The sequence below is a fragment of the Crassaminicella profunda genome (assembly GCF_019884785.1).
In the GTDB taxonomy this organism is placed as follows: Bacteria; Bacillota; Clostridia; order Peptostreptococcales; family Thermotaleaceae; genus Crassaminicella; species Crassaminicella profunda.
Genome location: NZ_CP082326.1, coordinates 3,500,422 through 3,525,581 on the forward strand (window position 1 = coordinate 3,500,422; position 25,160 = coordinate 3,525,581).

Sequence of the window (25,160 nt, forward strand, 5' to 3'; positions counted from 1 at the left end):
TTTTATTAGTTAGCTGGTACTACTAATTGTTGTCCAGTTACTATAAAGTTTGGATTTTTCAACTCATTCATCTTTGCAAGTTTTTCCCAAGTCATTTTGTATTTTTCTGCGATTTTCCAAAGAACATCTCCTGATTTTACAGTGTATGTAGCAGTATTTTTATTTTCTACTTTTGTTTCAGGTACTTTTACTTCTTCTTTAGAAACTTCTGTTTTTGCAATAAATATACTTCTTCCTTCTTTCTTAGGAGCAACTTCCCCTAATTTCTCCATATAAGCAATTAATGCTTCATCTAATGCACTGTATTCTATTAACACAGGAGCATCTTTAAACATTGTATAGTTATCTCCACCAGCAGCCATAAAATCATTTGTAGCTACTAAATAAGTTCTTTCTAACTCTAATGTTTTTCCATTTACCATTACATCACATACTCTATTTCCTACAGGCTTATTTGCATCAATTTTATAAGTCATTCCAGCTACATGTGGATATGCGCCCTTTGGTTCTGGAGCAGAATCTGTTCCATGCTCTAGAGCTTCTAATATTTGCTTACCAGTTAAATTTTTTGTGACAATATAGTTTCCAAATGGAAGAACTGTAATGATTTCTTCTTTCGTAATTTCACCTTTATTGATAGAAGCTCTTATTCCACCACCATTTGTGATAGCTACTTCAGCTTTTGTCAGGTCAATCATAGCATCTGTAATTAAATCACCTAGATTTGTCTCACCTGTTCTTACGTCTGCTCTTTCTCCATCTAATACAACACTAGTTTTTCCTACTACTTCACTTAATACTTTCTTTTGACTTTCTTTAATCTCCGTAACAACTTTTACAATATCTTGGTCTTCTTTGATATTTGCTGCTTCTTCCTTAGAAAGCAAGCAAGCCTGCTTTGATACTAATTTATTATCAGCAAACTTTAAAGTAACTTTTCCAAGATTCTTATCATATTCTCCAGTACTTACAATTAGAGTATTTCCTACTAATTTACCTGTCTCTAGAGTTGTATGACTATGACCATCTACAAAAACATCTATTCCTTCTACTTCTTTTACTACTTTTTCACTAGTCACCTTACTACTTTCATCTAATCCTATATGTCCTAATGCAACAATTACATCCACTTGATCTTTTAATGTTTCAACCATTTTTTTTGCTTCTTTTACAGGATCCGTAAAAGTAATTCCTTCTACATTTTTAGGATGGGTCATATATGCAGTTTCTGGTGTTGAAAGACCAAATATCCCAAATTTCACCCCATCTACCTCTTTAATCATATAAGGTTTTAGTAAATCTTTTCCATCTTCTTTTTTCACATTTGCAGCTAAAATCGGGAAATTCGTCATCCCTGCTAATTCAACTAATCGATCTTTTCCATAATCAAAATCATGATTTCCTGCAGTCATTGCATCATAACCCATCTGATTCATGATTTTTGCAATACTTTCTCCTTTAACTAATGTAGCAATAGTTTGTCCATGGAATGTATCGCCTGCATCTACTACTAACATGTTTGGATTTTTTTCTTTTTGTTCTTTTATGTATGTAGCAATTTTTGCAAATCCCATTCCTGCATATTTTCCTTCTTCAACTCTTGCATGAGTATCGTTGGTGTGGAATAAAACGATTTCCTTTTCAGCAGTAGCATGTACATCTAAAGCAGAAAATTGGAAACATAAAGTAAACACCATTAAAACACTTAATATGATACCGGTTACTTTTTTCATTGCATATCCTCCCTTTATAAAATATTATCTACTATTTGATTATACCAAATTTATGCAGAACTTTTTATCTTTTTTCTAAATTTTAGCATATAATATGTAAATTTTAAGTTTATCAAAATTTTTAATTTCAACTTCTTCTATATTTTTTACTATTTCCTATATATCATCATAAAATTTATTATATTCAATAAAATCTTCAAGACAAAAAGAGTATGGCCTACTAAGCCATACTCTTTTTTGCTAAATATATTAAACCCTATTCCTTTACAACAATCTTTTTCGCCCCTGTCATTCCAGGAATACTCATAGTCATAACTAAATCATGATAAGCTGTAATCTCCATGCCCTTTTGTAAATCATCTATTGAAATTTCCTTATCCTCTTCTGTAACAATTTTTGTTTCATCATTGATGATTAACATGACCCCATCGGTCATACTTCCAACAAGGATTTTAGTACTTTTATCATTCATACGAATATCTGTAATCTTTCCATCTAATACGGCTGTACTTTTAAGTACTTGGATTTTTTCAGCTTTTCCAATTGGTGGCAAACTTCTTGTTACTGCTGGTCCATAAAAGGCTCTAATTGTATCTCCTTCTTTTAAATCTTCTACTGAAATCTCTTTGTTATTAACAGGATTTTGTATTTTTGTATCTTCAGTTATGTTTAAAATAATAGACTCATATCCTTTACCTTTTTTGATCACTTCAATAAGAATTCTTGTATTGTCATTTATTTTTTGAATCTCAGCAATTTTTCCATCTGTATATAATACTGATTTTTCAATAGCCATCCTTTTATCCTTAATATGTATGGTACCTGTTTCATCCCTCATAACTTCTAGCCTTAATATATCTGTTACAAATTTTAATGGTATATAGGTTCTCCCATTCTTAATTTCTGGTATAGTTCCAAGAGTAACTGGCGCCATCTTTCCAAAAGTATATTGATCTTCTTCAGCCTTAATCATAATCCATTGAGGCCCTTTTATAAGTTCTATAATTTTCTTTTTACTATCCCATTTTACTTCGTATCCTAAAGTTTCAGAAATTAATCTTAGTGGAATCATAGTAACTCCATTTTCTTTCATATAAACTTTTGTGTCTTGTGGGTTGAGTCCTTTATCATTTATTACAAGGTTCATATGAAGACCCCCAAAAGAATCTTGTGGCAACCTCAAAGTAGTGATGGGTCCAGTCACTACTTTATTTGGATTATATTCTGCAAATGCAGGAAACATGCTTGATGCTAATGTCATCCCTATTAATGTTATCCCTATTAATTTTTTTGATTTCATCATAATCTCTCCTTTTGTTTTTCTTTTCATATTATTAGACGAATGTTTATATAAAAAGTTCCCCCTTTTTTTATAAAAAAAAGAGGATGATCTTTCCATCCTCTTCTTGCATTATTTTTCTGTTGTACTCATTACTGCTAAGGCTATATTGGATGCATGGTCTGCTATTCTTTCTAGATTACTAATAATATCTAAAAATACAATTCCTGATTTTGCACTACACAGTTGTTTATTCAATCTTTCAATATGGCTAGCTCTAAGAGATTTTTCCATATGGTCAATCTCACCTTCTCTTTCAAGAATTTTTTTAGCCATATTTAAATCTCCTGTTTTTAACGCATAGATTGCTTGATTGTAAGATTTTACTACACGATCATGCATGAATTTTAATTCTTCTGTCCCTTTTTCACTAAATTCTAATTTGTTATCTATTCTATAAATCGCCAGTTCTGCCAAATTATCTGCATGATCCCCAACTCTTTCAATATCATTGATTGTATTAAATAGTCCATTAACAATTTCATGCTGTTTCGCAGATAAAGAAGTATTGGAAAGTTTAACTAAATATTCTGCAATATCTCTTTCCATGCTATTTATAATCTTTTCTATTTTGAAAGTTTCATTGGCTATTTTCTCGCTGTTTTCAAAAAAAGCATTCATTGATTTTTCATAGCTTTCTAAAGCTAAATTTCCCATATTTAATGTTTCTTTTATCACCTGGATAATAGCAACAGATGGAGTTTCTAACATCCTCTCATCAAGATATTGAATTCCTCTTTGCTCTACTACCTCAAAATCTTTTAAAGGAAGTACTTTGTTTGCCAATCTTACGAGTATACCTGCAAAAGGCAATAATAATAAAGTATTTGCAATATTAAATAACGTATGGGCATTTGCTAGCTGCCTAGCTGCATCTGTTGGTGAAAACTGCTTCACAAGGGTAATAGTAATATTCTTAAATAATACCATAAACATTATTGTTCCTAAAATATTAAACATAAAATGGACAAAAGCAGCTCTTTTGGCCGTTCTATTTGCTCCTATACTTGAAAGCATTGCTGTAACACAAGTTCCTATATTAGTACCGAAAATAATAGGTAAAGATGCTTCAATAGGAAGTAATCCTTCACTAGCTAATGCAATTAAAATACCGGTAGTAGCACTACTACTCTGTACAACAGCAGTAACAAAAAATCCTGTAAAAATTGCCATTAACGAATCCGTAAATGTTCCTTTTCCAAAGCTCAGTAGCATGGTTCTAAAACCTTCATACTCTCTTAGGGGCTTTACAGCATGTTTCATAAGATCCATACCAATAAATAAGATTCCAAAACCTATAAAAATTTCTGCCATATTTTTCACTTTTTTATTACTTGTAAAAAGCCATACCCCTACACTTAGTCCTACTACAATAGGTGCAATTGCTGATAACTTCAAAGATGCAATCTGAGCAGTTACAGTTGTTCCAATGTTTGCCCCCATAATAACACCTGTAGCTTGTACCAAATTCATAATCCCTGCGTTTACAAATCCTACAACCATTACAGTAGTAGCACTACTACTCTGAATAATCATAGTTACCACAGCGCCTACAAGTACAGCCATAATTCTGTTGTTTGTAAGTACTTCAATAATTTTCTTCATTTTGTCGCCAGCAGATTTCTCTAATCCATCTCCCATAATAGTCATCCCATAAAGAAATAAACCTAGTCCTCCAAGCAATTCAAAAAAAATCTTCATATGATACCTACCCTCCCAAATTTGCTTACATAATCAATTAACTATTATTAGAATACATTATTTTTTTGTTGTTTTTGTTAAATTCGTGTTAATTTTATTAAATTCGACATTTGTAATATCTACCTTTTGTCAATTTCTTTATCATTTCTTTCTTATTGACCTCATAGAACGCCTCTTTATTGTACAAATCATCAACATAATCACTGGTATAAAGAGCTCCAATAAGACAGCATAATAACTCCATATTTCCCCGTTAAATTCTACAAATCCCATTCTACTCTTAACTAAAATATTAGAATAATTTATTATTAACAAAGAAATTGGCAATATGATCAATCGATAGTTCGTCAAATTAAATATGGTTGAAACCCCTTTGCATATAGCCAATACAAGTATGGTATTTTTAAGAAATGCTCCTATCACCCCAATGAGTGCTGCTAATATTTCTAGTCTTTGTATAAAATTTCCAACATTGATTCCTGAAGCAGCATTGAATACAGGAAAGTATGAAGCTGTAGCAATATCTATCCCTAAAATCAAAATAGTAGTTATTGAAGTAATTAATGCAATAATTCCTGAAATGAACAATCCACGCATATAAACTTTATAAGCAGATTTTTTGTTTGTAAAATTTTGAAAAACCATTGCAAGCATTACAATCTCTCCAAAGGGAAATGCAAATGCAGAAAAAGTTCCTTTAATAACCGGTTTGATTCCTTTAAATAATATAGGTTCAAAATTATCAAAACTCATCTGTGGTATTAATAACATTCCCATAATAAGAATCACACTAATAAAAATCATAACAACAAATTCAGACCACTTTCCGATCACCTCAATACCCGCTTTTACAGCCCATGCACATAAAATAGCTATGGGAATAATGGCTATTGTTTGGGGAGTTTCTGGTATAGTGGTTTCTGTAATAAATTGTTTAGCATTTATTAAAACTAATGTTGCTTCTTCAAATGTCCAATAAATATATAAAATACATATGAGCTTTCCTATGAATTTTCCAAAACACAATTGACACATATCAAAAAAATTTTTGTTGGGGAAAACTTCATGTAAATGACCAAATACAAAAGCAGTAAATAATGCTATAGCTAAAGCTAAAATAATAGCCAGCCAGAAATCACCTTCAGCAGATAGTGCTACCATAAGTACAGTAGATGTTCCCGACATAAAAAGTATTATTATGGATATAGCCTGCTTATCAGAAATCACCTCTTTTTTCATCCCGTACTTCCTCCTTATTTTATATAATACATAAATACTACTATGTATTTTAAACATACATCTAATATATTCCATAGTTTAACCCTATTTCTACTTTTCTATTTTCGTTTATTTGTTAAAATAAAAAAGCTGTAGATGAAATCAAAACTTTCAAGAAATTCAGGAATAATATTCCAAACTTTATTGACAGGGTTATCAATTTTGCCTATAATGAAAAAGTCAACATTAGCATTCTTTCAATAAGTAATATGGTTTAAAAATAATTAGTAGGGTATTTTGTAGTTTTGTAGGTTTTTGATAGAATTGTTTCTAGAATAAGTAGGATAGGTAGAATAGGTAGAATATAGCTTACCCCTATAAAGGGTTTTATTTTTGCATACCTTAAACTTTCCTATGGAAAGTTTTTTATTTTTAAGAAATTATAAGATTTAAAAAGAGGACGGTGATCATCATGTCAACAAAAAACTTGGTAGAGAGAGAAACTTGGACCAGTAAACTTGGATTTATTTTAGCTTGTATTGGCTCTGCCATCGGTCTAGGGAATATATGGATGTTTCCTTGGCGATTGGGACAATTTGGAGGAGCAGCCTTTCTCATTCCTTATCTAGTATTTGTTTTCTTATTAGGAACAACTGGACTTATGGGTGAATTTGCATTAGGTCGGTCTCAACAAAGGGGTCCTATTGGTGCCTTTGAAAAAGTATTTAAAGACAAGAATCTTCCATTTGGTGGAATAATAGGAAGTATCCCTGCCATTGCAGTAGGAGGAATATTTACATTCTATTCTGTTGTAGTAGGATGGGTATTAAAATATTTTTCTTTAGCTGTATCAGGTGCATTTTCTCATATGAATATTGACAATGCCTTTGAAAATTTTGCAGGGCATCCTGAAAGTATTTTTTGGAATATACTTGCAATACTAATCACTCTAAGTATTGTTGTATTGGGCGTAAAACAAGGTATTGAAAAAGTGAATAAAATCATGATGCCATCATTATTTATCATTTTTATAATACTCTTAGTTCGTTCCTTATCCCTTTCAGGTTCTATTGATGGAGTAAAGTACTTGCTATTACCAGATTGGTCCTACCTACTTAAACCGATTACTTGGATTATGGCATTGGGGCAAGCATTTTTTACAGTATCTTTAGGTGGAGGTGCTATGCTTGTACTAGGAAGTTATCTAAGAAGAGATGAGGATATTCCTTCATCTGCTATACAAACTGCCTTTTTTGATACAGGAGCAGCTTTCTTAGCAGCCTTCATCATTATCCCAGCAGCTTTTGCATTCAATTTAGATGTATCCGCTGGTCCTCCTCTGCTTTTTATTACTATGCCTCATATTTTTATAAAAATGAGCGGAGGAACTTTCTTTGGCATTGCATTTTTCTTATGTATTATATTTGCTGCCATCTCTACAGAAGTGGCTTTAATGGAAGTAATCGTAGAAGCCTTTATGGATCGACTAAGGTTTAGTAGAAAAAAAGGTGTTCTAACAGCTGCATGTATTGCCATTATTCTTGGTATTCCATTAGACTTGAATATGAACTTTTTTGGAAAATTTGCAGATTTTATCACCATTTATTTATTACCCCTTAGTGCACTTCTAGCTGCCATTACATTTTTTTGGATTTATGGGGTAGAGCGTGCACGAGCTGAAGTCAATCGAGGAGCTTTACGACCATTAGGAAAATGGTGGGGCTTTTTTGCAAAATATGTTTTTGTCTTTGTAGCAGGTGCTGTTCTTATTTTAGGAATCATTTACGGTGGCATTGGTTAAAATCATAATGGGCAAGGTTTATAAACCTTGCCCACTTTTTATATTTTAAATCGATATCCCACACCCCATAAGGTTTCAATATATGTGGGCTGCGATGTATCATATTCAATTTTTTCACGAATCCTTCTTATATGCACCGTTACAGTGGATACATCTCCTAATGAATCCAGTCCCCATACTCTCTCAAAAATTTCTTCTTTACTAAATACACGATTCGGATTACTTGCTAATAATAATAATACATCAAATTCTTTTGAAGCAAGATTAACTTCTTTATTATTTACATATACTCTTCTTGAATAAGCGTCTATGGAAAGACCATTCATTTCTATGATTTCATTTTCCTTTCTATCTTTATTAGTTAATCTTTCATATCTTTTCAAATGAGCTTTTACCCGAGCCACCAACTCATTTGGACTAAATGGCTTTGTAATATAATCATCTGCCCCAAGACCTAATCCTCTGATTTTATCAATGCCCTCTCCTTTAGCTGAAACCATTAGTATTGGAATATCTAAAGTATCTCTTAATTCTTTACATATTTGAAATCCATCCATCTCTGGAAGCATTAAATCCAGTATAATGAGATCAAATTTTTCCTTTTTTGCACGATTCATTCCCTTTATTCCTGTATTTTCAATTTCTACAGAAAATCCATTAATCTCAAGATAGTCCCGTTCAAGTTCAGCAATACTAATATCATCTTCAACAATCAATATTTTTTTCATTTTCTTCTCCCCCTTTCAAACCCCTTAATGAGAAAAATATACTTGTTCCCTTATTTTTTACGCTTTCTGCCCACAGTTTTCCACCATGCTTTTCTATAATCTGCTTAGATATGGCAAGACCTAATCCACTGCCCCCTACAGAAGTATTTCTTGATGGATCTGCTCGATAGAATCTATCAAAGATATAGGGGATATCTTCTTTTGAAATTCCTTTTCCATTGTCTTTGATTTCAACTACTATATTTTCATCCTGTTTCTTCACCAAAATATCTATTTTAAGAGGTTCCTCCCCTTTATATTTCACAGAATTTCCTACAATATTCAGTACTACTCGCTTTAACTTTTGTAAATCTGCTCTTACAAAACTCCTTTCTTCTTCATATTCAAAATTTATTTTTCCACCTATTTTTTCTAAATCAAAACTTAAATCTTCCACGCTATATTTTAAAAATTCTATGAGATTCATATTCTGAAAGTCAAAGGATACTTTTTGTAAGTCTAACTTTGAAAAAAGGAACAATTCACCAATCAACCCTTCCATATGTCCTGCCTTTTCATAAATGGTATTGATATACTTGTCCATTTTTTCTGGCGTATCTGCAATACCATCTTTGATGCCTTCTATATATCCTTTTATGGACATAATAGGTGTCTTTAGGTCGTGGGATATATTTGAAATGAGATTTTTCCTATTCTCTTCATATTTTCTCTGTACTTCGAGAGAATCTTTTAGTCGTATTCTCATTTCTTCAAGAACAAGACTTAAATCTCCTATTTCATCATTTAGATGTTTCTTGATTTCATAATCCAAATTCCCTTTTTTCATTTCATTAGCAGCATATTCTAGCTTTTTGATAGATTTAATAATACTTTTGTAAACAAAGAAAGTTAACGTAAAAGTAGTTAGAATCAATATGCTAATTACCATGAGAGTCATTCTATTCCTCGTTTCACTAAAGTCTTTTCTTGTTAAACTTACATCGGTACCCACAAATAAAGAAATTTCAGACCCATCCTCTAAATAAAAATCATTTTGCATATTCAATACATAGCCAATTCCATGATTTCTATAAAATTCTGCTGATTGAAAAGGTTCATTAAAATCTGGTAATGTAGATATAAATCTATCATCTTTTAAAATTTTTGAAACATATATGATTTTATCATTTTTCCTCATTATGATCCCCGAATAATATTCTTCTAATTTTTTATCATATTTCTTGATGTATGTAGAATCTATTAATTTCTCTTTATTATTGAGTATTTCTATATTCAATTGTCGGTTTATTTCTGTCTGCTTTACAATATATTTTCCTATAATTCTCATGGGATTGAAAATAATTTCCATATCTTCCTGTTCATTATCTCCAAAAACAATAAACATAGAATTTAGTAAAAGGATAATGATAATAGGAATAATAATCATCCCTGCATAAGAAAATAACAGTCTAAATTTTATAGACATAAAAACCTCCAAATTTAAGGGAGAAAAATTTCTCCCCATATTTTATTCATTGTAAGCTTCTTCATTGACAATATGAATCAAGCTTTTTTCATCTATATAATTCTGTCCCTTTACAATCAATAAATCTCCAACCTTCAACTTTCCTGCAACTTGAACAGCTCCATCTTTTGTTATCTTTTTCTCTACAACTACTTTTTTAGGCTTATTTTCTTCTACAATATACACATAATTTTCATTTCCAATAGCAAGTATTGACTTTTTAGGTACTACGATTTGATTTTCTTTTTTTTCAACTTCAAATTTTACTTCTGCAAACATGCCTGGTTTTAAAACCCCTTCTTTGTTCTCTATTTGAATTTCAATAGGATAGATGTTCCCATTATCTGTTCCTACAGGACTGATCATTGTGATTTTCCCTATATACTCTTCATCTTGAACATTCACCTTTACCTGATTTCCCATAGCAATTTTATTGATAACATCTTCTGAAACACTTGTCTTTGCTATTACTTTATCTGTTTTTACGATGACAAAATCAGCATTGGTAGTACTTTCTTTCACTTCTATATTCTTTTGTGCCACTACTCCAGTAATAGGGCTTTTCATGATTGTATCACTGATAGAAGCATCTAATGTTTTTGTATTGGAATCAAAATCCCTTTGTGCTTGTTCATAATTTAATTTATTTTGTATATAAGCTTTCTCTGCATTCTCATAATCATTTTTTGATAAAGCACCTGATTCATATAATGCTTTTGTATTATTAAAGTCATTGCTCGCATCTTCATAGTTTATTTTAGCATTTTCTAAAGCTTTTTTATATTGACTTTTTCTTAACTCAACATCTGTTATTAAATCTTCATTGTCTAAGGTATATAAAACATCTCCCTTTTTCACTAAATCTCCCACATCAAAATGAATACTTTTTACCTTTCCATTTTTTTTACTTGATACCTTAACTTCTTCACTAGCATAGATTTTCCCTGCTGCATGATAATCTTTTGTAATATTTTTTGATTCAACCTTTGAAACTTCTACTGCAATTTCTTCTTTTTCTATTACTTTCCCTTTTGCTTCTGATTTGGCACATCCAGATAATAAAAGTGCTGTTAAAAGGAATCCTAATATCCATAATTTTTTCGTTTTCATTTTTTTCGCCCCTTCCTAAGATCTTTGATCTACAAAGATTGGAATCTTTCTTCTTATTTTTACTTTAAATTCTTCTACAACAGAATATAATATTGGAATAAATATGAGAGTAAGCACAGTAGATGCAAGCAATCCAAAGATTAATGCAAATCCTAATTGTGCATAATCTGGTTCTTTTAAAGCTAAAGGAAGTATTCCTCCTATAGTAGTGATAGATGTTGCAAACACTGGTGCAAATCTAGTTTTTCCCGCTTCCTTTATAGCATCCATTAATTCATATCCTTGTTTTCTTAAATAATTCGTATAATCTACAAGAACGATAGCATCATTTACAGCAATTCCTACTAATGAAACAATTCCCATAAATGAAAACAATCCAAAACTATTTCCTGTAATGATCAATCCTATAATTGCCCCTATGGTGGCTAATGGTACTGAAAATAAAATGACCATTGGTTGAGATAATGAATTAAACTGAACGGCTAATATGATGAATACTAATAATATAGCAATCCCCATATTCATAAACATATCTGTAAAAGATTCTTGTATATCTTTTTTCTCTCCTCCAAAAGAAATTTCTACATCCTTTGGCAAATGATAATCACTTATTTTTGATTGGAAATTTTTTACTACTTCTGTTGAATTGGCCCCTTTAGTCATATTGGATTCTACTTTAACAATCTTTTTTAAATCCTCATGCTTGATCTTAGTAAAACCTTTTGATTCAACCAAAGATGCTACCTGTGAAAATAAAATCTTTTCTCCCTTATTAGATGTAAAATATATCTTCTCAAGATCACTGATGGTTTTAATTTGCTGTTCATTTGTTCGTACAACAATATCGATCTCATCTTGATTTTCTTTGAATGTAGAAATTTTTGTCCCTTGAATAGCTTTTCTTATTTCAGAAGATGTATTTTTTACATCTAATCCTAGAATACTAGCTTTTTGTTTATCTATGATAACCTGAAGTTCAGGAGGACCATCCCCTACCGTACTACTTGTTTCAGTTGTTCCATCTACTTCTTTCAAAATCTGCTCAAAATCATTCGCCACTTTTGTTAGACTTTCTAAGTTTTCTCCCTTTAGCTGAATACTAATTGGTTTCCCTGAGGAAGGTCCCATTTTTTCTTCTCCAATAGTAATTTCAGCTCCTGCAACACTCTTTAAATCTTTTCTTACAGCATTAACAATCTCATTACTGCTTCTTTCTCTCTCCTTTGCATCTACTAAATCTATAGAAATCTCTGCTTTATTAATGGTACTTCCACCACCACGAAATCCTCCTGCTCCTTCACTTCCAACTTTGCTTACAATGGTATTCATTTCTGGATAACTGAGTAGAATTTCTTCAATCTTTGTAACCGCTTCTCCTGTATCCTCTAATAAATATCCTGATGGCAATGCTACATCTATGGTAAAACTCGTACTGTCTGTCGTTGGAAATAGTTCGATTTTTAAAATTCCTAGAGGAATACTTAGTAAGCTTACAAAAAATATAACGCCCCCTAGTATAATAATACCGATTCTTTTTATTTTACTTTTTAATAGGGTATTCATCATATTTGTATATTTTTTGATAATTTTTGATTCCCCATGACCTTTATTAGAAGATTTGAATAGTTTTATATACATTGCTCCTGAAAAACCAAATGCACAAACCCATGATATAATCCCAATATTTCCGTCTTCTAAGAATGCAAATAATGAAAGAACAAATACAAATACTACAGATATGATTTTTCTATAAAATTCAAATTTACCTTTGTTTTTACTATTTTTTTCCTTATGCTTACTTAGAAATCTTGAACATAAAACAGGTGTAACAATAATAGATACTACAAAGGATGTACCAATAGCAAACATAACAGTAATCGGAATAGTCTTTAAAAATTCTCCCATGATTCCTGATGTTAAAGCCATAGGATAAAAGGCTGCCATGGTGGTCAGTGTTGATGCAAATACAGCAGGTGCTACTTGGTTGGTAGCTACCTTTGAAGCATTCAATACATCCAATCCCTCGTCTCGAATTCTATCTATATTTTCCATAATCACAATGGCATTATCTACAAGCATCCCTAATGCTAAAATTAAGGCAAGCATAGACATGGTATTAAAGGTCATACCATTTTTTTGTAAAAGTACAAAACTTGTTAACAGTGTTAATGGAATTACAAAAGCTACAATAAGTGATTCTCTAAATCCTATAAACAAGAATAACACAAGAATAACTACCAAAAGCCCAGATAGCGCATTCCCCATTACATCATTTAACTTATCATCTACTTCTACTGCTACATCTCCACTAATAGCAACTTCTACATCCTCTGGATATAAAGTCCCCTTACTGCTTTTTAGCAGTTCTTTTATTTGTCCACTAAGTCCTACGATGTCTGCATTGTTTTCCCTTGTAATAGACAAGGAAATAGTACGTTTGAAAGTTTGATCCTTAGAAACACCTTTTTCATATCGTTCCGAATAAGATGTAATTTTCTCGTAAGAATCTTTTACATTAGCAATGTTTTTTAAATAAATAGGCATTCCATTTTGCAACGCAACAATTGTGTTTTCTATTTCTTCGATTTTTGTAAATTCTCCTATGGTCCGAATATTAAATTGCATATGGTCCAATTCAATATCTCCACCAGGAACAATGGTGTTAGCATTAACGATGGCATTTCTTATTTGATCAATGGTAATATTGTATGTAGCTAGCTTTGAAGAATCTACATATATACTGATCTCTCGATTAGCCCCACCTACCATATTTACTTCACTAATGCCTTCTATCTTCTCTATCTCATCCTGAATATCTTCCGCCATATCTTTTAATATGGTTAAATCATAATCCCCACTAACATTTAAAGTCATGATAGGTTTATCACTAGTACTAAATCCTTTTACAATGGGGGTATCGCTATCTGTAGGTAAATTGTTTTCGATTTCTGATATTTTATTTCTCATATCATTTACTTTTTCATCTATATCTGTTCCAATTTCAAATTCGACAACGATACTCGAAATTCCATTACTAGATGTAGAAGTAATGGATTCAATATCATCCACATCCTTTAACTTGGTTTCTATTTTATCTGTAATCAAATTTTCCATTTCCTGTGGTGCTGCTCCCATATACGTGGTGGTAACCATTGCAAAGGGCAATGTGATTTCTGGCATTTCTTCTCTTGGTAAAGTATTATAGGCGTTTAATCCCAACAAAAATATTGCTATAATAATTAAGTAAACAACTCTAAAGTTCTCAATAAAAAATTCTGATACTCTTCCTAATATATTTTTAGGGTCTTTATTCACGCTTCATCACCATCCTTTATTTTCTTATGCTTCTATATTAAGTCATAGAGATTAAAGAATTGGAAACGAATTATTAACTTTTTATGAACAAAGAATAACAAAATTATTAATCCTATAATTTCCTAAAACATAAAAAGCCACAATGTATGTGACTTTTTAATATTTTCTATTCCAAAAATTTATTGGCTGTTGATTTTTATTAATAGATACAGGATTGTAGCCATTTTCCTTTAGATATTTTAATATCTGGGGAAGAGCTTTTACAGTAGTACTTCTTTCATGCAATAAGATCACAGGTATTTTCTGTTTTTTAACTTGTTTTTTTACATTTCTAATAATAACATTTGGAGAAATATTTTTCCCTAAACTATCTCTGCTATCCACATTCCAATCCCACATCTTATACCCGGCTGATTGAACAGCTTTCCTATAAGGCTTTGTCATATACGGTGCACTACCATAGGGAACTCGAATCAAGTTAGTTTTTGTACCGGTTACTTGTTGCAGTGATGTATTACAACTATTCATTTCTGAAACTACAGTATTTGGCGAACGATAAATTTTTCTTACATTATGACTGACACCATGAAGTCCTACAGCATGTCCTTCATTGATTAACTTTCGAACAATATTTTTGTAGGTTCTTATTCTATTAGACAACATAAAAAAGGTAGCTTTGGCATGATATTGATCTAAAATATGAATTATTTTTTCTGTATATATGGAAGGACCATCATCAAAGGTAATATAAACAATTTTCCCTTTTTTTCTTAGCAATAACCTTTTCCTTTCAGCTTCTGCTTCTTTTTTCTTTTGTATTTCTCCTAAAATTCTCTCTTTTTCTTTGAGAATTTTATTTTGAAGCATAAAAAACAGTTCATCATCACCTACTGATAAAGTATTATCTTTTGCCCTTGCAATAGGTCCTTCATCAATATAGCTTACCTCATATCCAAAATAATTTGCTATAAACTTATACGGCGCCATCGTATGATCATTTTCTAAAAATATACAATCTGTAATAATCTGACCTTTATCTGTAAATAATGCCTTTAAAGAAAGATCTAAAACAATTTGTTGATCCTTTTTTGTAAGAAAAACACAATGACTACTTTTATCCCATCTTGTATGCACATTTAAATATTCGGCTAATGCACTTATAGGAACATAAGTAGTTCCTTTCCTTATTACAGGATAGGTATCATGAAAAGATACCAACTGATCATTTACTACAATGTAGACAAAATTATTTAAACTTTCATTAGCTGCAAAGCTTTGAAAGGGAAAAAATATAACGATTAATAAAGTAATAGCTATTATAAATTTTTTCATAATCAAGACCCTTTCATTTTTATATAAACTTATCACTAAAAATAGTTTTTGTTTTTTTCTTTTATCAATTCCTTGTAGTTTTATGAAAGTTAACCAAAATTATTTTTCCTAAAATTCGTAGTATATTTTCATAAAGACATTGTAAAAAATATAATAAAGAGGTGAAAACATATGACTAAAAACTTTATCGATCCAAATGCAGTAAAAGCATTAAGTCAAATGAAATATGAATTTGCAAACCAATTAGCTCTAGCAGAAAATTTTTTAGATAATAAAGGAAACTTGTCTTCTAGTCAAAATGTTTGTTTTGGTGGATATGTAGGTGGACACATGACAAGAAAACTTGTTGAAATGGCTGAAAAGGATTTGATTAATAAAAAATAAGTGGGAGGAAACTCCCACTAAACAATCTTTCTATACTCTTTTCTTCTTTCTATTAAATCTACAAAAGCTTCTATCCGCGTCAAATACCCAATCTCTCCTGTCATCTCATCTAATACAATTTTTAAAATCGGTATATCTTTTTCTTTTTCTATTGTAGGAAGTATACTACTTGCTACGATTTCAGGCATACAGGTAAAGGGGAGAAGATGAATGACACCATCATAATTTTCTTTTGCGTATCGTACTGTATTGCCTATTGTATGACGGGCATGGCCACCAATTTCCGTATCTAAATAATCCTTTGCGGCCCTATGTACCTCTTCCTTCTCTGAATTAATAAAGGGAAGAAAATCTAATTGTTCATTTATAAATTCACTAGAAACAACACTTCTATGAACTTCTACACCCATATTTCCTAGTTTTTTAATGAGATCCAAATTAATAAAAGGCTCTACTACTGTATAAATTTCTCCAACAATTCCTATTTTCAAAATATCCTTTTTTTGATCAATTTCAATATCTTTCAAGGCTTCTTTATATCTTTTTATAATCTTTAGTGTCTCTTTATATCCCCTAGAAAGATAAATTTCTTTTTCAAATTTATCGTAAAGCCTATCTACAGCTCCCTTTAGTAGCTCTCTAGGTCTTATTTTATGAACCAACTCATCAAATTTATCCACTTCATTTAATAATTTTACTCCCTTCACAAAGGAAGAAAATATTTTAAGATAATTTTTCGTTCCTGATATTCTCTGAAGTTTTTCTAAAAAGCAATTGATTTCTTTGAAGTTTTTAAAGGGTTCTACACAAATTAATTCTATATTATACCCTAACTTTTTTAGTATTTCCTTTTGAAGAGTATTATAAAAACCAATTCTACAAACATCACACCCTCCCCACATAAAAAGGGTATCTGCGCCCCTTTCAATACTTTCAATATAATTTCCTACAGTAATTTTAAAAGGAATACAAATAAGCTCTGGAGAATACTTTGTCCCAATTTCTAGCGTATTTTTACTGCACTTAGGAGGAGGAATCACCTCTACCCCTAATTCTTCAAAAACAGCTTTTAATGCAATGTATATATTACCCATGTGCGGAAATGTTATTTTCAATCCTATCCCTCCATTTAATCATATCAATAAAAGCCTCGATTCTCGTATTGATTCCTGCCTCTCCGTTATGTTCATCAAGTGTTAATAGCATAAAGGGAATACTACTGTTTTTTCTTATATATTTTTCAACAATATCTTCTACAACTGAATCTACACCACATCCAAAGGTAGAGATATAAATAACCCCGTCCACATTTTGTTTGTCTACAATAGCTCTAGCAGTTCCTATTAGCTTTCTTGCAAAAGTCCAATATAAATGCCCTTCAAAATTTTTCGCATAAAAATGAATGATATTGGGATCTATCATCTCTGGGGTTACCGTATCTATTCCCCTATTTTTTATTTTATTAAATATATTCATATTCAAATTCTCATCGTATAAATTATAGGGATGTCCCATAACCATTACTTTTTTAGTATTTTCTATAAAATCTTTCTGTATTAATCTTTTATGTTTTTTATATTTTAAATAAGCTTGATCAAAGGCAGCTAGAATATTTCTATAATCATTAGAAAAATATTCTCCTATGTTATAAATCGTATCCTTTAAGCCCTTTTTTGATTGAAAAAAATCAATTTCTGTAGTAATCATTGTAGGCAAATCCTTTATAGAGTTTTTGATCATTTCTGGAAGTCCGCAAAACTTTGGACAAATATATTCACCCTTTTCTATGCTCTTAATCCTAGGAATAAATAGATAATCTACCTGATCTTTTATATCCATCACATGTCCATGAAACAGTTTTACAGGAATACAAGCTTCATCTACTGTATTTTTTATGCCCTCATCAAATATTTTTTTATTCGTTTTTTCTGATAGGATTACTTCTACCCCTAAGTTTTCAAAAAAAGATATCCATAATGGATAGTATTCATAAAAAAGAAGGGCTCTTGGAATCCCTACAGTAACTTTCATATTGTACCTCCTACCAATTTAATCATTTTTACATTATTGTCAAATATTTAAATATTTATAATGAAAGTATGAAAAAAGAGCTTTCTTTAAAAGATAAGCTCTTTTTTACTCTTTACGAAGGATACAATTAAATAAGCTAAAACCGAAAAAATAATAATTGCAGCTCCTGAAGGAATTTGAAGGATATAAGAAAAATATAATCCTGCAAAACAAAATAAGATTCCTATTCCTACAGAAATCATCATGATTTTTTTCAAATCATAAGTAAACTGCTTTGCAATAGATGTGGGTGCTGTAAGAAGGGTAATAATTAATATAATTCCAACTACCCTTATTAAAATGACAATCGTTAAAGCAATTAAAATATAAAGAATATATTCTAAAAGGTTCACCCTTACCCCAACTACTTGTGTAAATTCTTCATCAAACAAAAAAGATTTAAATTGCTGAAAATAGGCAAAAACCACAAATACAATAATTATATCTAGAAAAAATATAATATTTAAATCCATTTTGGATACAGTTAAAATATCACCAAAAAGATAGGAAGATATATCTGGAGGATATCCAGGAGTCAAATAAATAAAAATAATCCCTATTGCCATTCCAAAGGACCAAAACATACCTACTAAAAGATCTGCACTTGTATTCATTTTTTTATTTATTTTTTTTATACCAAGTGCTGCCATAACCGAAAAAACAAGTGCTCCTAATATAGGCTCAATGCCAAGAAAATATCCTATTCCAATTCCACCAAATGCAGTATGGGCAATTCCTCCACTCATCATAATCAATTTTTTCTCTGTAATGATTGTTCCAATAATGCCACAAGCAATACTTGCAAATACAGCACTGATTACTGCATGTTGTAAAAACTTATATGTTAAAATTCCTTCAATCATATTCCTCCTCCTTATGCTTATGTAAAACTCTATGAGGAATGCCATGGGCGATAAGATCTACAGGGCAACCATAAACGTGCCCTAAAATATTTTCAGTAAGTTTTGGCTCACCATGATAAAATAATTCTTTATTTAGGCAAGCAATGCTTTTTACATAAGTAGACACAGCACTCATATCATGAGTAACCATAATGATCGTCATCTCTTTATTTAACTCCTTTAAAAGCTCATAAATTTGAGTTTTTGCATTGGCATCAAGACTTGCTGTTGGTTCGTCTAAAAGAAGTATTTTAGGATCTGCTGCCAAAGCTCTGGCAATTAAAACTCTTTGCAGCTGTCCTCCTGAAAGCTGACCAATCTGTCTATCCTTCAATTGAATAATATCCAATTTTTTCATAATTTCTGTAGCTTTCTTTTGTTCAGAAAATTTAAATCGCATAAATAATTGATTGTTATTTTTCAGCATTCCCATAAGTACTACCTCTTTTACACTTATAGGAAAGCTTTTGTTAAATTTGCTAAACTGAGGTACATAGCCAATAATCCCTGTAGATTTATGTATAGGACTATCAAATAATTTTATTTTTCCAGAAATTGGTTTTCTCAATCCTAATATAGTTTTTAACAAGGTGCTCTTTCCACCCCCATTAGGTCCAATAATAGCTAAAAAATCATTTTCTCTTACTTTTAAATTTATATTATAAAGAACCTGCACATGGTCATAAAAAACATTTACCCCATCTACTTCTAATGCATTTATCATATTTTTCACCTCTATTTCAAAGATTTTATAAAGGTTTTGGCCATATTTTCAATATTTTTTATATAATCTGGTGCTAAAGGAGCAATGGCCTGAGTACTTCCCTCTATTTCTTCAGCAATAACCCTAGACTGTTTTGAATCAATCTCTGCTTGATAAAATAGGGTCTTAATATCTTCTTTTTTTGCATAATCGATGATTCTTTTTATATCCTCTATAGTTGCTTCTTTCCCATTTTTTTCAATGGCTATCATTTTTAATCCATAATCATCTGCAAAATATCCAAATGCAGGATGATATACTAAAAATCCTTTTTTAGGTAAATCTTTTATAGAATTTTTTACATCATGATCTAATCCATCTATCTTTGACATATATTCTTTGGCATTTTTTTCGTATATCTCTTTATTTTTAGGATCTATCTCACATAGCTTATCTTTGATGATCTCAGTCATAACTTTTACCCTTTTAGGAGATAGCCATATATGAGGGTCTCTCTTTCCAGGTGAAAACTCTCGATCCTTATAAACCTTTGAAACCTCCAATTCCAAAGGAACTACCTGAATATTTTCATTGATACTAGATAATTTAGGAAGAATATTAGCCTTTTCAGTAGGTACTCCTATGGAAAAATAAATAGAAGATTTAGTAAGCATCTGTAGTTCTCTTGGAGAAGGTGCATAGTTTTCAGGGCTATTGCCTGGTGGAATCATTGTCACAACTTCAATCAAATCTCCTGCAACTGCCTTTACAAAAGTCTCTTCAGGAACAATAGAAACTGCAACCGTTAATTTTTCTATATTAGAAACTTCTTTATTACAACCTGTTAAAGAAAAAAGCATGGTGAAACTGAGGAATAAATAAGAACATATTTTGAATATATTTCTCATATTTACACTCCTTTCCATTTTCTATATATATTATATTCCTACCATAAACGTAAATGCAAGTCATTTGCATTTAAATTTTATATAACTTACATATTTTCTATTATTATCCTAAATTGATTGCTTCTATAAGTTAAAATAACATAAATAAAAGAGCTTACTTACAAGTAAGCTCCTTTTTATTAAACTTTAAATACCTTCATAGATTGAGCTAGTTCATGAATCATTCCATTTAACTGATTCATAGATCCTGCTACATCTTCTATAGAAAGGTTTTGCTCCTCAACAGATGCACTAATTTCATCAGTTGAAGATACTGCTTCTTGTGCTACTGATGATATTTTTTCAATAGAAATAACCACTTCTTTTTTGGCTAAATCCATATCATGTACATTTTCATTTAGTCCTCCAATTTGTTTCATTACATCTTGTACAGACCTTCTCATTTCGTTATAAATTGTTGTTGTTTTTCCTAAATATTCATTCCCTTCTTGTATAATCTCTTGGGCATTTTCCATTTTGTTATTGGTTTGATTAATAACTTCTGTTATTTCCTCTATAATATATTGTATTTCCTTTGTAGCATTTGATGATTGTTCTGCTAGTTTCCTGACTTCATCTGCTACAACAGCAAATCCACTTCCTGCTTCCCCTGCCCTTGCTGCTTCAATAGCTGCATTCAGTGCTAAAAGATTGGTCTGTTCTGCAATAGATTTTATGGTCTCTATAATCCCACTAATAGATTTTGATTTTTCCGAAAGCTTTCCTACTTCTTTTGCAACACTCTTTGATGCTTTCATATTTCCATCAAATTTTTCATTTAATGTGACCATAGATTGAATACCTTCTTCAGTTTTTTCTTGCATATTTTTAGCATGACTTGTTACTTCTTTTATATAATTCTCCATAGATTGAATTTTTTGTGCCAAATTTTTTGTTGTTTCAAAGCTATTGTTTGATTCTATAGCTTGATTATTTACCCCAGTAGCAATCTCTGTAACTGTTCTTGAAATTTCTTCACTGGCATAGCTTACTCCTTTTACCGAATTCATAATTACTCCAGATGCATCTGTGATTTTCTCTGTGATACTTTGATTTTTATATACCAAGGTTCTTATATTTTTTACCATTTTATTAAAAACCTCCGATAAAGCAGCTATTTCATCTCTTCCCTTCATATTTGATGCTACTGTTAAATCTCCATTGCCTATTCTTTCTGCATTTTTTGTAAGAGTAATAAGAGGGTATGTTAATCTACGTGAAAAATATAATGCAAATAAAACAATAAAAATAAGGGCAACAGCATTGATTATTATATACTTCATTTTTATATCTGAAAGAGGCTTATAAATCTCATCTTTAGGAACAATCACTCCTAAAACCCATCCTGTTGTTGGAAATTGTCTATATACCATGAATGTTTCTTTTCCATTCACAACAAATTCTTTCGTTCCCTGTTTTTTATGTATCATTTCACTGGCTACCTCTTTCATCTCCTCATTTTCTGAAAGTTTTTTGGCCAATAAATTTTTATCTGGATGTGAAAAAACAATACTATTTTCATCCATTAACATGCCATACCCATATCCATTTATATTAATATTTCCAACAGCTTTGGTTATTGCTGTCAATATAATATCTTGTGAAACGACTCCCTTTAATTTATTTTCTGAATCCTTAAATGGAATAGCTGCTGATACAACATATTCATTTGTTTCTTCATCCTTATACGGTGCAGTAAATATCTTTTCCCCTTTTTTTGCTGCTTCTTCATACCAAGGACGTTTTCGAGGATCCCATCCTTCTTCTGGAATCCAATCTCCTCCTTCTATATAACTCCCATCTGAAAATCCAATATACATACAAGATAAATCTGCATCATGTTTATACGCTTGTACATATTTTTTATAAACAATTTTCTCATCTGAAACATCTTCTAGTATAATTTGAACCGTATCAACAACCTTTCCCTTTGTAAGAATCCATTGATCTAGCTCATTACTTACACCATCTACAACAGCTGTCATTTGTAATTCAATATTATTTCTAAGTTCTTTTTTGATATTCATATAGCTTAAAGAAGAAACTGCTATCAATGCAATACTTGATAGTAAAACCAACATCAATATGAGTTTAGATTTTACTTTCATTCCTTTTTCCTCCTTTTCACAACTTATAAAAAATAAATGGCCTATTTTGTTTTTTGTTATTGTAACATATTCTTTTGTCATATTTTGTAAGAATCTATCCTTTTTGATTCTCTTTTATTTTATAAATAAAACCTCCTTATGGAGGTTCTATGACACATGAAAAGCTTTCATGGATTGAGCCAATGTATGAATCATTTCATTTAACTGATTCATAGATGCAGTTACTTCTTCCATAGAAGCCGTTTCCCCTTCAATGGATGCACTGATTTCTTCTGTTGCTAATGCTGCTTCTTTTGCAACTACAGATATGTTTTTAATAGAAGTAACAACTTCACCTTTAGCTTTATTCATATAGGATACATTGTCATTTAATGTTTTTATGTGGTTCATTACATCATCTGCTGATTCTTTTATTTTATAAAAAATTTCTGTTGTTTCCCCTAAATAATCATTAGAATTTTCTATAAGATCTTTGGATACATTTACAGTTTTATTAGTTTCATCTATTACCTCTGTAATCTCTTCAATAATATTTTGTATTTCTTCTGTAGCACCAGATGACTGCTCTGCCAATTTTCTAACTTCATCTGCTACAACAGCAAATCCACTTCCTGCTTCCCCTGCTCTTGCTGCTTCAATGGCTGCATTTAGTGCCAAAAGATTCGTTTGTTCTGCAATAGATTTTATGGTTTCTATAATGCCACTAATGGATTTTGATTTCTTAGCTAATTGTTCTATTCCTTTTGCCACACGCATAGAAGCTTGTGTATTTTCTCCAAATTTATCGTTTAATGTTCTCATGGATTGTAATCCTTGCTCATTATTGTCCTGCATATTTTTAGCATAAAGAATCACTGCCTTTATTTGATGATCCATATGTTGAATTTTTTCTGCTAAATCCTTTGTAATTTCAAAACTATTTTCTGTTTCTACATCTTGCGTATTTGCACCAGAAGCAATTTGTCCAACAGTATTTGAAATTTCTCCACTTGCTAAGCTTACTTCTTCCACAGAGTCCATAATATTCTTAGAAGCATGTGTTATTTTTTCTGTTATATCTTTATTTTTATGTATTAAATCTCTTATATTTTTTACAGTTTTATCAAATACCTGAGATAAAATAGCAATTTCATCCGTTCCTATCATATTTGATTGCACCGTCAAATCCCCATTTCCAATTCTTTCTGCATTCTTTGTAAGAACTACTAATCGTAGGGTTAATCTACGTGAAAAGTACAATGCAAATAAAATAATAAAAATAAGAGCAATCCCATTAATCATCATATACTTCATTTTTATATCTAAAAGAGGTTTATATATATCCCCGTTATCAGCTATAACACCTAAAACCCATCCTGTTGCTGGAAATTTTTTATACACCATATATTGCTCTTCCCCATTTATTTTAAAATCTATAGTACCCTCACTATTATTGATCATTTCATTCCCTATATTCTTTAATGTTTCATTTTCTAAAATATTGGTTTTTAACAATTTTTCATCAGGATGTGAAAAAATCATTCCTTTTTCATCTATTAATATAGCATGTCCATATCCATTTATTTTGATATTTTTAACAGTGTCAGTGATAGCTGTCAACACAATATCCTCTGTAATAACCCCCTTTATATTGTTTGTTGAATCCTTTACAGGTATGGCTACTGAAACCACATACTCTTTTGTTTCTGAGTCTATATAGGGTTCCGTAAAGATTAATTTTCCTTCTGCTTTTGCTTTTATATACCAAGGACGATTTAGATGATTCCAGTCTTCTGGCGGAATCCAATCTCCTCCATCAAAGTATCTTCCATCTTCAAAGCCTATATACATAGAATATAGATCAGCATCTTCCTTAAACGCATGCAGATACTTCTTATAATCTATTTCCTCCTCTCCTAAATCTTTTAAGATCCTATGAGTAGTACTTAAGGTTCTCTCTTTTGTTAAAATCCACTGATTAAAATGGTTACTTACACCATCTACTACAGATGTCATTTGCAACTGGATATTATTTCTCATCTCTCTTTTGATATTTATATAACTTAAAGAAGAAACAGCTACCAATGCAATGCTTGATAGTAAAACCAATGCTAGTATGAGTTTAGATTTTACTTTCATTTTATATCCCCCTTTGAATATAACTCATCTTCACTATTTGTTGTAATATTCTATCTTTTCTTAATCTTACCATATTTCCAAAGTAAAATTTGTATAAATTTGTATAAATATAACATTCACACAAATTTGTATATTTTTTTCTAAATC

18 protein-coding genes are annotated in these 25,160 nt (G+C 30.8%); 2 read left to right on the top strand and 16 right to left on the bottom strand.

The genetic code is table 11. From position 1 onward, the window contains the following. Nucleotides 1–5 precede the first annotated feature (5 nt). From K7H06_RS16155 to K7H06_RS16170, 4 genes are all read right to left on the bottom strand, one after another. A complete protein-coding gene (locus K7H06_RS16155) occupies nucleotides 6–1,733 on the bottom strand; it encodes a 5'-nucleotidase C-terminal domain-containing protein (RefSeq protein ID WP_223037060.1) in 1,728 nt (575 codons plus the stop codon). Between the two features lie 256 nt (nucleotides 1,734–1,989). Then, a complete protein-coding gene (locus K7H06_RS16160) occupies nucleotides 1,990–3,033 on the bottom strand; it encodes a copper amine oxidase N-terminal domain-containing protein (RefSeq protein ID WP_223037061.1) in 1,044 nt (347 codons plus the stop codon). 111 nt (nucleotides 3,034–3,144) lie between these two features. Next, on the bottom strand, nucleotides 3,145–4,773 hold the full coding sequence (locus tag K7H06_RS16165; protein ID WP_223037062.1) for a Na/Pi cotransporter family protein: 1,629 nt from the start codon (nucleotides 4,771–4,773) through the stop codon (nucleotides 3,145–3,147). A 141-nt stretch (nucleotides 4,774–4,914) separates the two neighbouring features. Further along, nucleotides 4,915–6,012: a GerAB/ArcD/ProY family transporter gene (locus K7H06_RS16170; protein WP_223037063.1), complete on the bottom strand. Its 1,098-nt coding sequence runs from the start codon at nucleotides 6,010–6,012 to the stop codon at nucleotides 4,915–4,917. A 466-nt stretch (nucleotides 6,013–6,478) separates the two neighbouring features. Here K7H06_RS16170 and K7H06_RS16175 point away from each other — a divergent pair, with 466 nt between their 5' ends. Beyond that, nucleotides 6,479–7,792, top strand: a complete 1,314-nt coding sequence (locus K7H06_RS16175; RefSeq protein ID WP_223040057.1) for a sodium-dependent transporter — start codon at nucleotides 6,479–6,481, stop codon at nucleotides 7,790–7,792. 38 nt (nucleotides 7,793–7,830) lie between these two features. Here K7H06_RS16175 and K7H06_RS16180 read toward each other — a convergent pair whose 3' ends face one another. The 5 genes from K7H06_RS16180 to K7H06_RS16200 all read right to left on the bottom strand — a co-directional run bounded on the left by K7H06_RS16180 (nucleotide 7,831) and on the right by K7H06_RS16200 (nucleotide 15,781). Beyond that, nucleotides 7,831–8,520 carry a response regulator transcription factor gene (locus K7H06_RS16180; protein ID WP_223037064.1) on the bottom strand — a complete coding sequence of 230 codons (690 nt, stop codon included), beginning with the start codon at nucleotides 8,518–8,520 and terminating at the stop codon, nucleotides 7,831–7,833. Then, nucleotides 8,498–9,985: a sensor histidine kinase gene (locus tag K7H06_RS16185; protein ID WP_223037065.1), complete on the bottom strand. Its 1,488-nt coding sequence runs from the start codon at nucleotides 9,983–9,985 to the stop codon at nucleotides 8,498–8,500. Before K7H06_RS16185 ends, K7H06_RS16180 begins: the two co-directional genes overlap by 23 nt. 42 nt (nucleotides 9,986–10,027) lie before the next feature. Then, on the bottom strand, nucleotides 10,028–11,134 hold the full coding sequence (locus K7H06_RS16190) for an efflux RND transporter periplasmic adaptor subunit (protein WP_223037066.1): 1,107 nt from the start codon (nucleotides 11,132–11,134) through the stop codon (nucleotides 10,028–10,030). A 15-nt stretch (nucleotides 11,135–11,149) separates the two neighbouring features. Further along, nucleotides 11,150–14,449, bottom strand: coding sequence for an efflux RND transporter permease subunit (locus K7H06_RS16195; protein WP_223037067.1), 3,300 nt, complete (start codon nucleotides 14,447–14,449; stop codon nucleotides 11,150–11,152). Between the two features lie 156 nt (nucleotides 14,450–14,605). Continuing rightward, the gene (locus tag K7H06_RS16200) at nucleotides 14,606–15,781 is read right to left on the bottom strand and encodes a polysaccharide deacetylase family protein (protein WP_223037068.1); all 1,176 of its coding nucleotides are present in this window, start codon (nucleotides 15,779–15,781) and stop codon (nucleotides 14,606–14,608) included. A gap of 171 nt (nucleotides 15,782–15,952) precedes the next feature. On the opposite strand from K7H06_RS16200, the gene K7H06_RS16205 reads away from it, so the two are divergent. Beyond that, nucleotides 15,953–16,165 (top strand): alpha/beta-type small acid-soluble spore protein, encoded by a 213-nt coding sequence (locus tag K7H06_RS16205; RefSeq protein WP_223037069.1) that lies wholly within the window; start codon nucleotides 15,953–15,955, stop codon nucleotides 16,163–16,165. Nucleotides 16,166–16,182: 17 nt separating this feature from the next. Here the strand turns inward: K7H06_RS16205 and K7H06_RS16210 are convergent, their stop codons facing one another. The 7 genes from K7H06_RS16210 to K7H06_RS16240 form a co-directional block, all read right to left on the bottom strand. Then, on the bottom strand, nucleotides 16,183–17,280 hold the full coding sequence (locus K7H06_RS16210; RefSeq protein ID WP_223037070.1) for an acyl-CoA dehydratase activase-related protein: 1,098 nt from the start codon (nucleotides 17,278–17,280) through the stop codon (nucleotides 16,183–16,185). Next, nucleotides 17,252–18,196 carry an acyl-CoA dehydratase activase-related protein gene (locus tag K7H06_RS16215; protein ID WP_223037071.1) on the bottom strand — a complete coding sequence of 315 codons (945 nt, stop codon included), beginning with the start codon at nucleotides 18,194–18,196 and terminating at the stop codon, nucleotides 17,252–17,254. Before K7H06_RS16215 ends, K7H06_RS16210 begins: the two co-directional genes overlap by 29 nt. Nucleotides 18,197–18,282: 86 nt before the next feature. Further along, nucleotides 18,283–19,098, bottom strand: a complete 816-nt coding sequence (locus K7H06_RS16220) for a metal ABC transporter permease (RefSeq protein ID WP_223037072.1) — start codon at nucleotides 19,096–19,098, stop codon at nucleotides 18,283–18,285. After that, entirely contained in the window at nucleotides 19,091–19,861 is a 771-nt protein-coding gene (locus K7H06_RS16225; RefSeq protein ID WP_223037073.1) for a metal ABC transporter ATP-binding protein, read from the bottom strand. Before K7H06_RS16225 ends, K7H06_RS16220 begins: the two co-directional genes overlap by 8 nt. An 11-nt stretch (nucleotides 19,862–19,872) precedes the next feature. Beyond that, a complete protein-coding gene (locus K7H06_RS16230; protein WP_223037074.1) occupies nucleotides 19,873–20,748 on the bottom strand; it encodes a metal ABC transporter solute-binding protein, Zn/Mn family in 876 nt (291 codons plus the stop codon). A gap of 179 nt (nucleotides 20,749–20,927) precedes the next feature. Next, nucleotides 20,928–22,895 carry a methyl-accepting chemotaxis protein gene (locus K7H06_RS16235; RefSeq protein WP_223037075.1) on the bottom strand — a complete coding sequence of 656 codons (1,968 nt, stop codon included), beginning with the start codon at nucleotides 22,893–22,895 and terminating at the stop codon, nucleotides 20,928–20,930. A 147-nt stretch (nucleotides 22,896–23,042) separates the two neighbouring features. Then, a complete protein-coding gene (locus K7H06_RS16240; RefSeq protein ID WP_223037076.1) occupies nucleotides 23,043–25,013 on the bottom strand; it encodes a methyl-accepting chemotaxis protein in 1,971 nt (656 codons plus the stop codon). Nucleotides 25,014–25,160 lie beyond the last annotated feature (147 nt).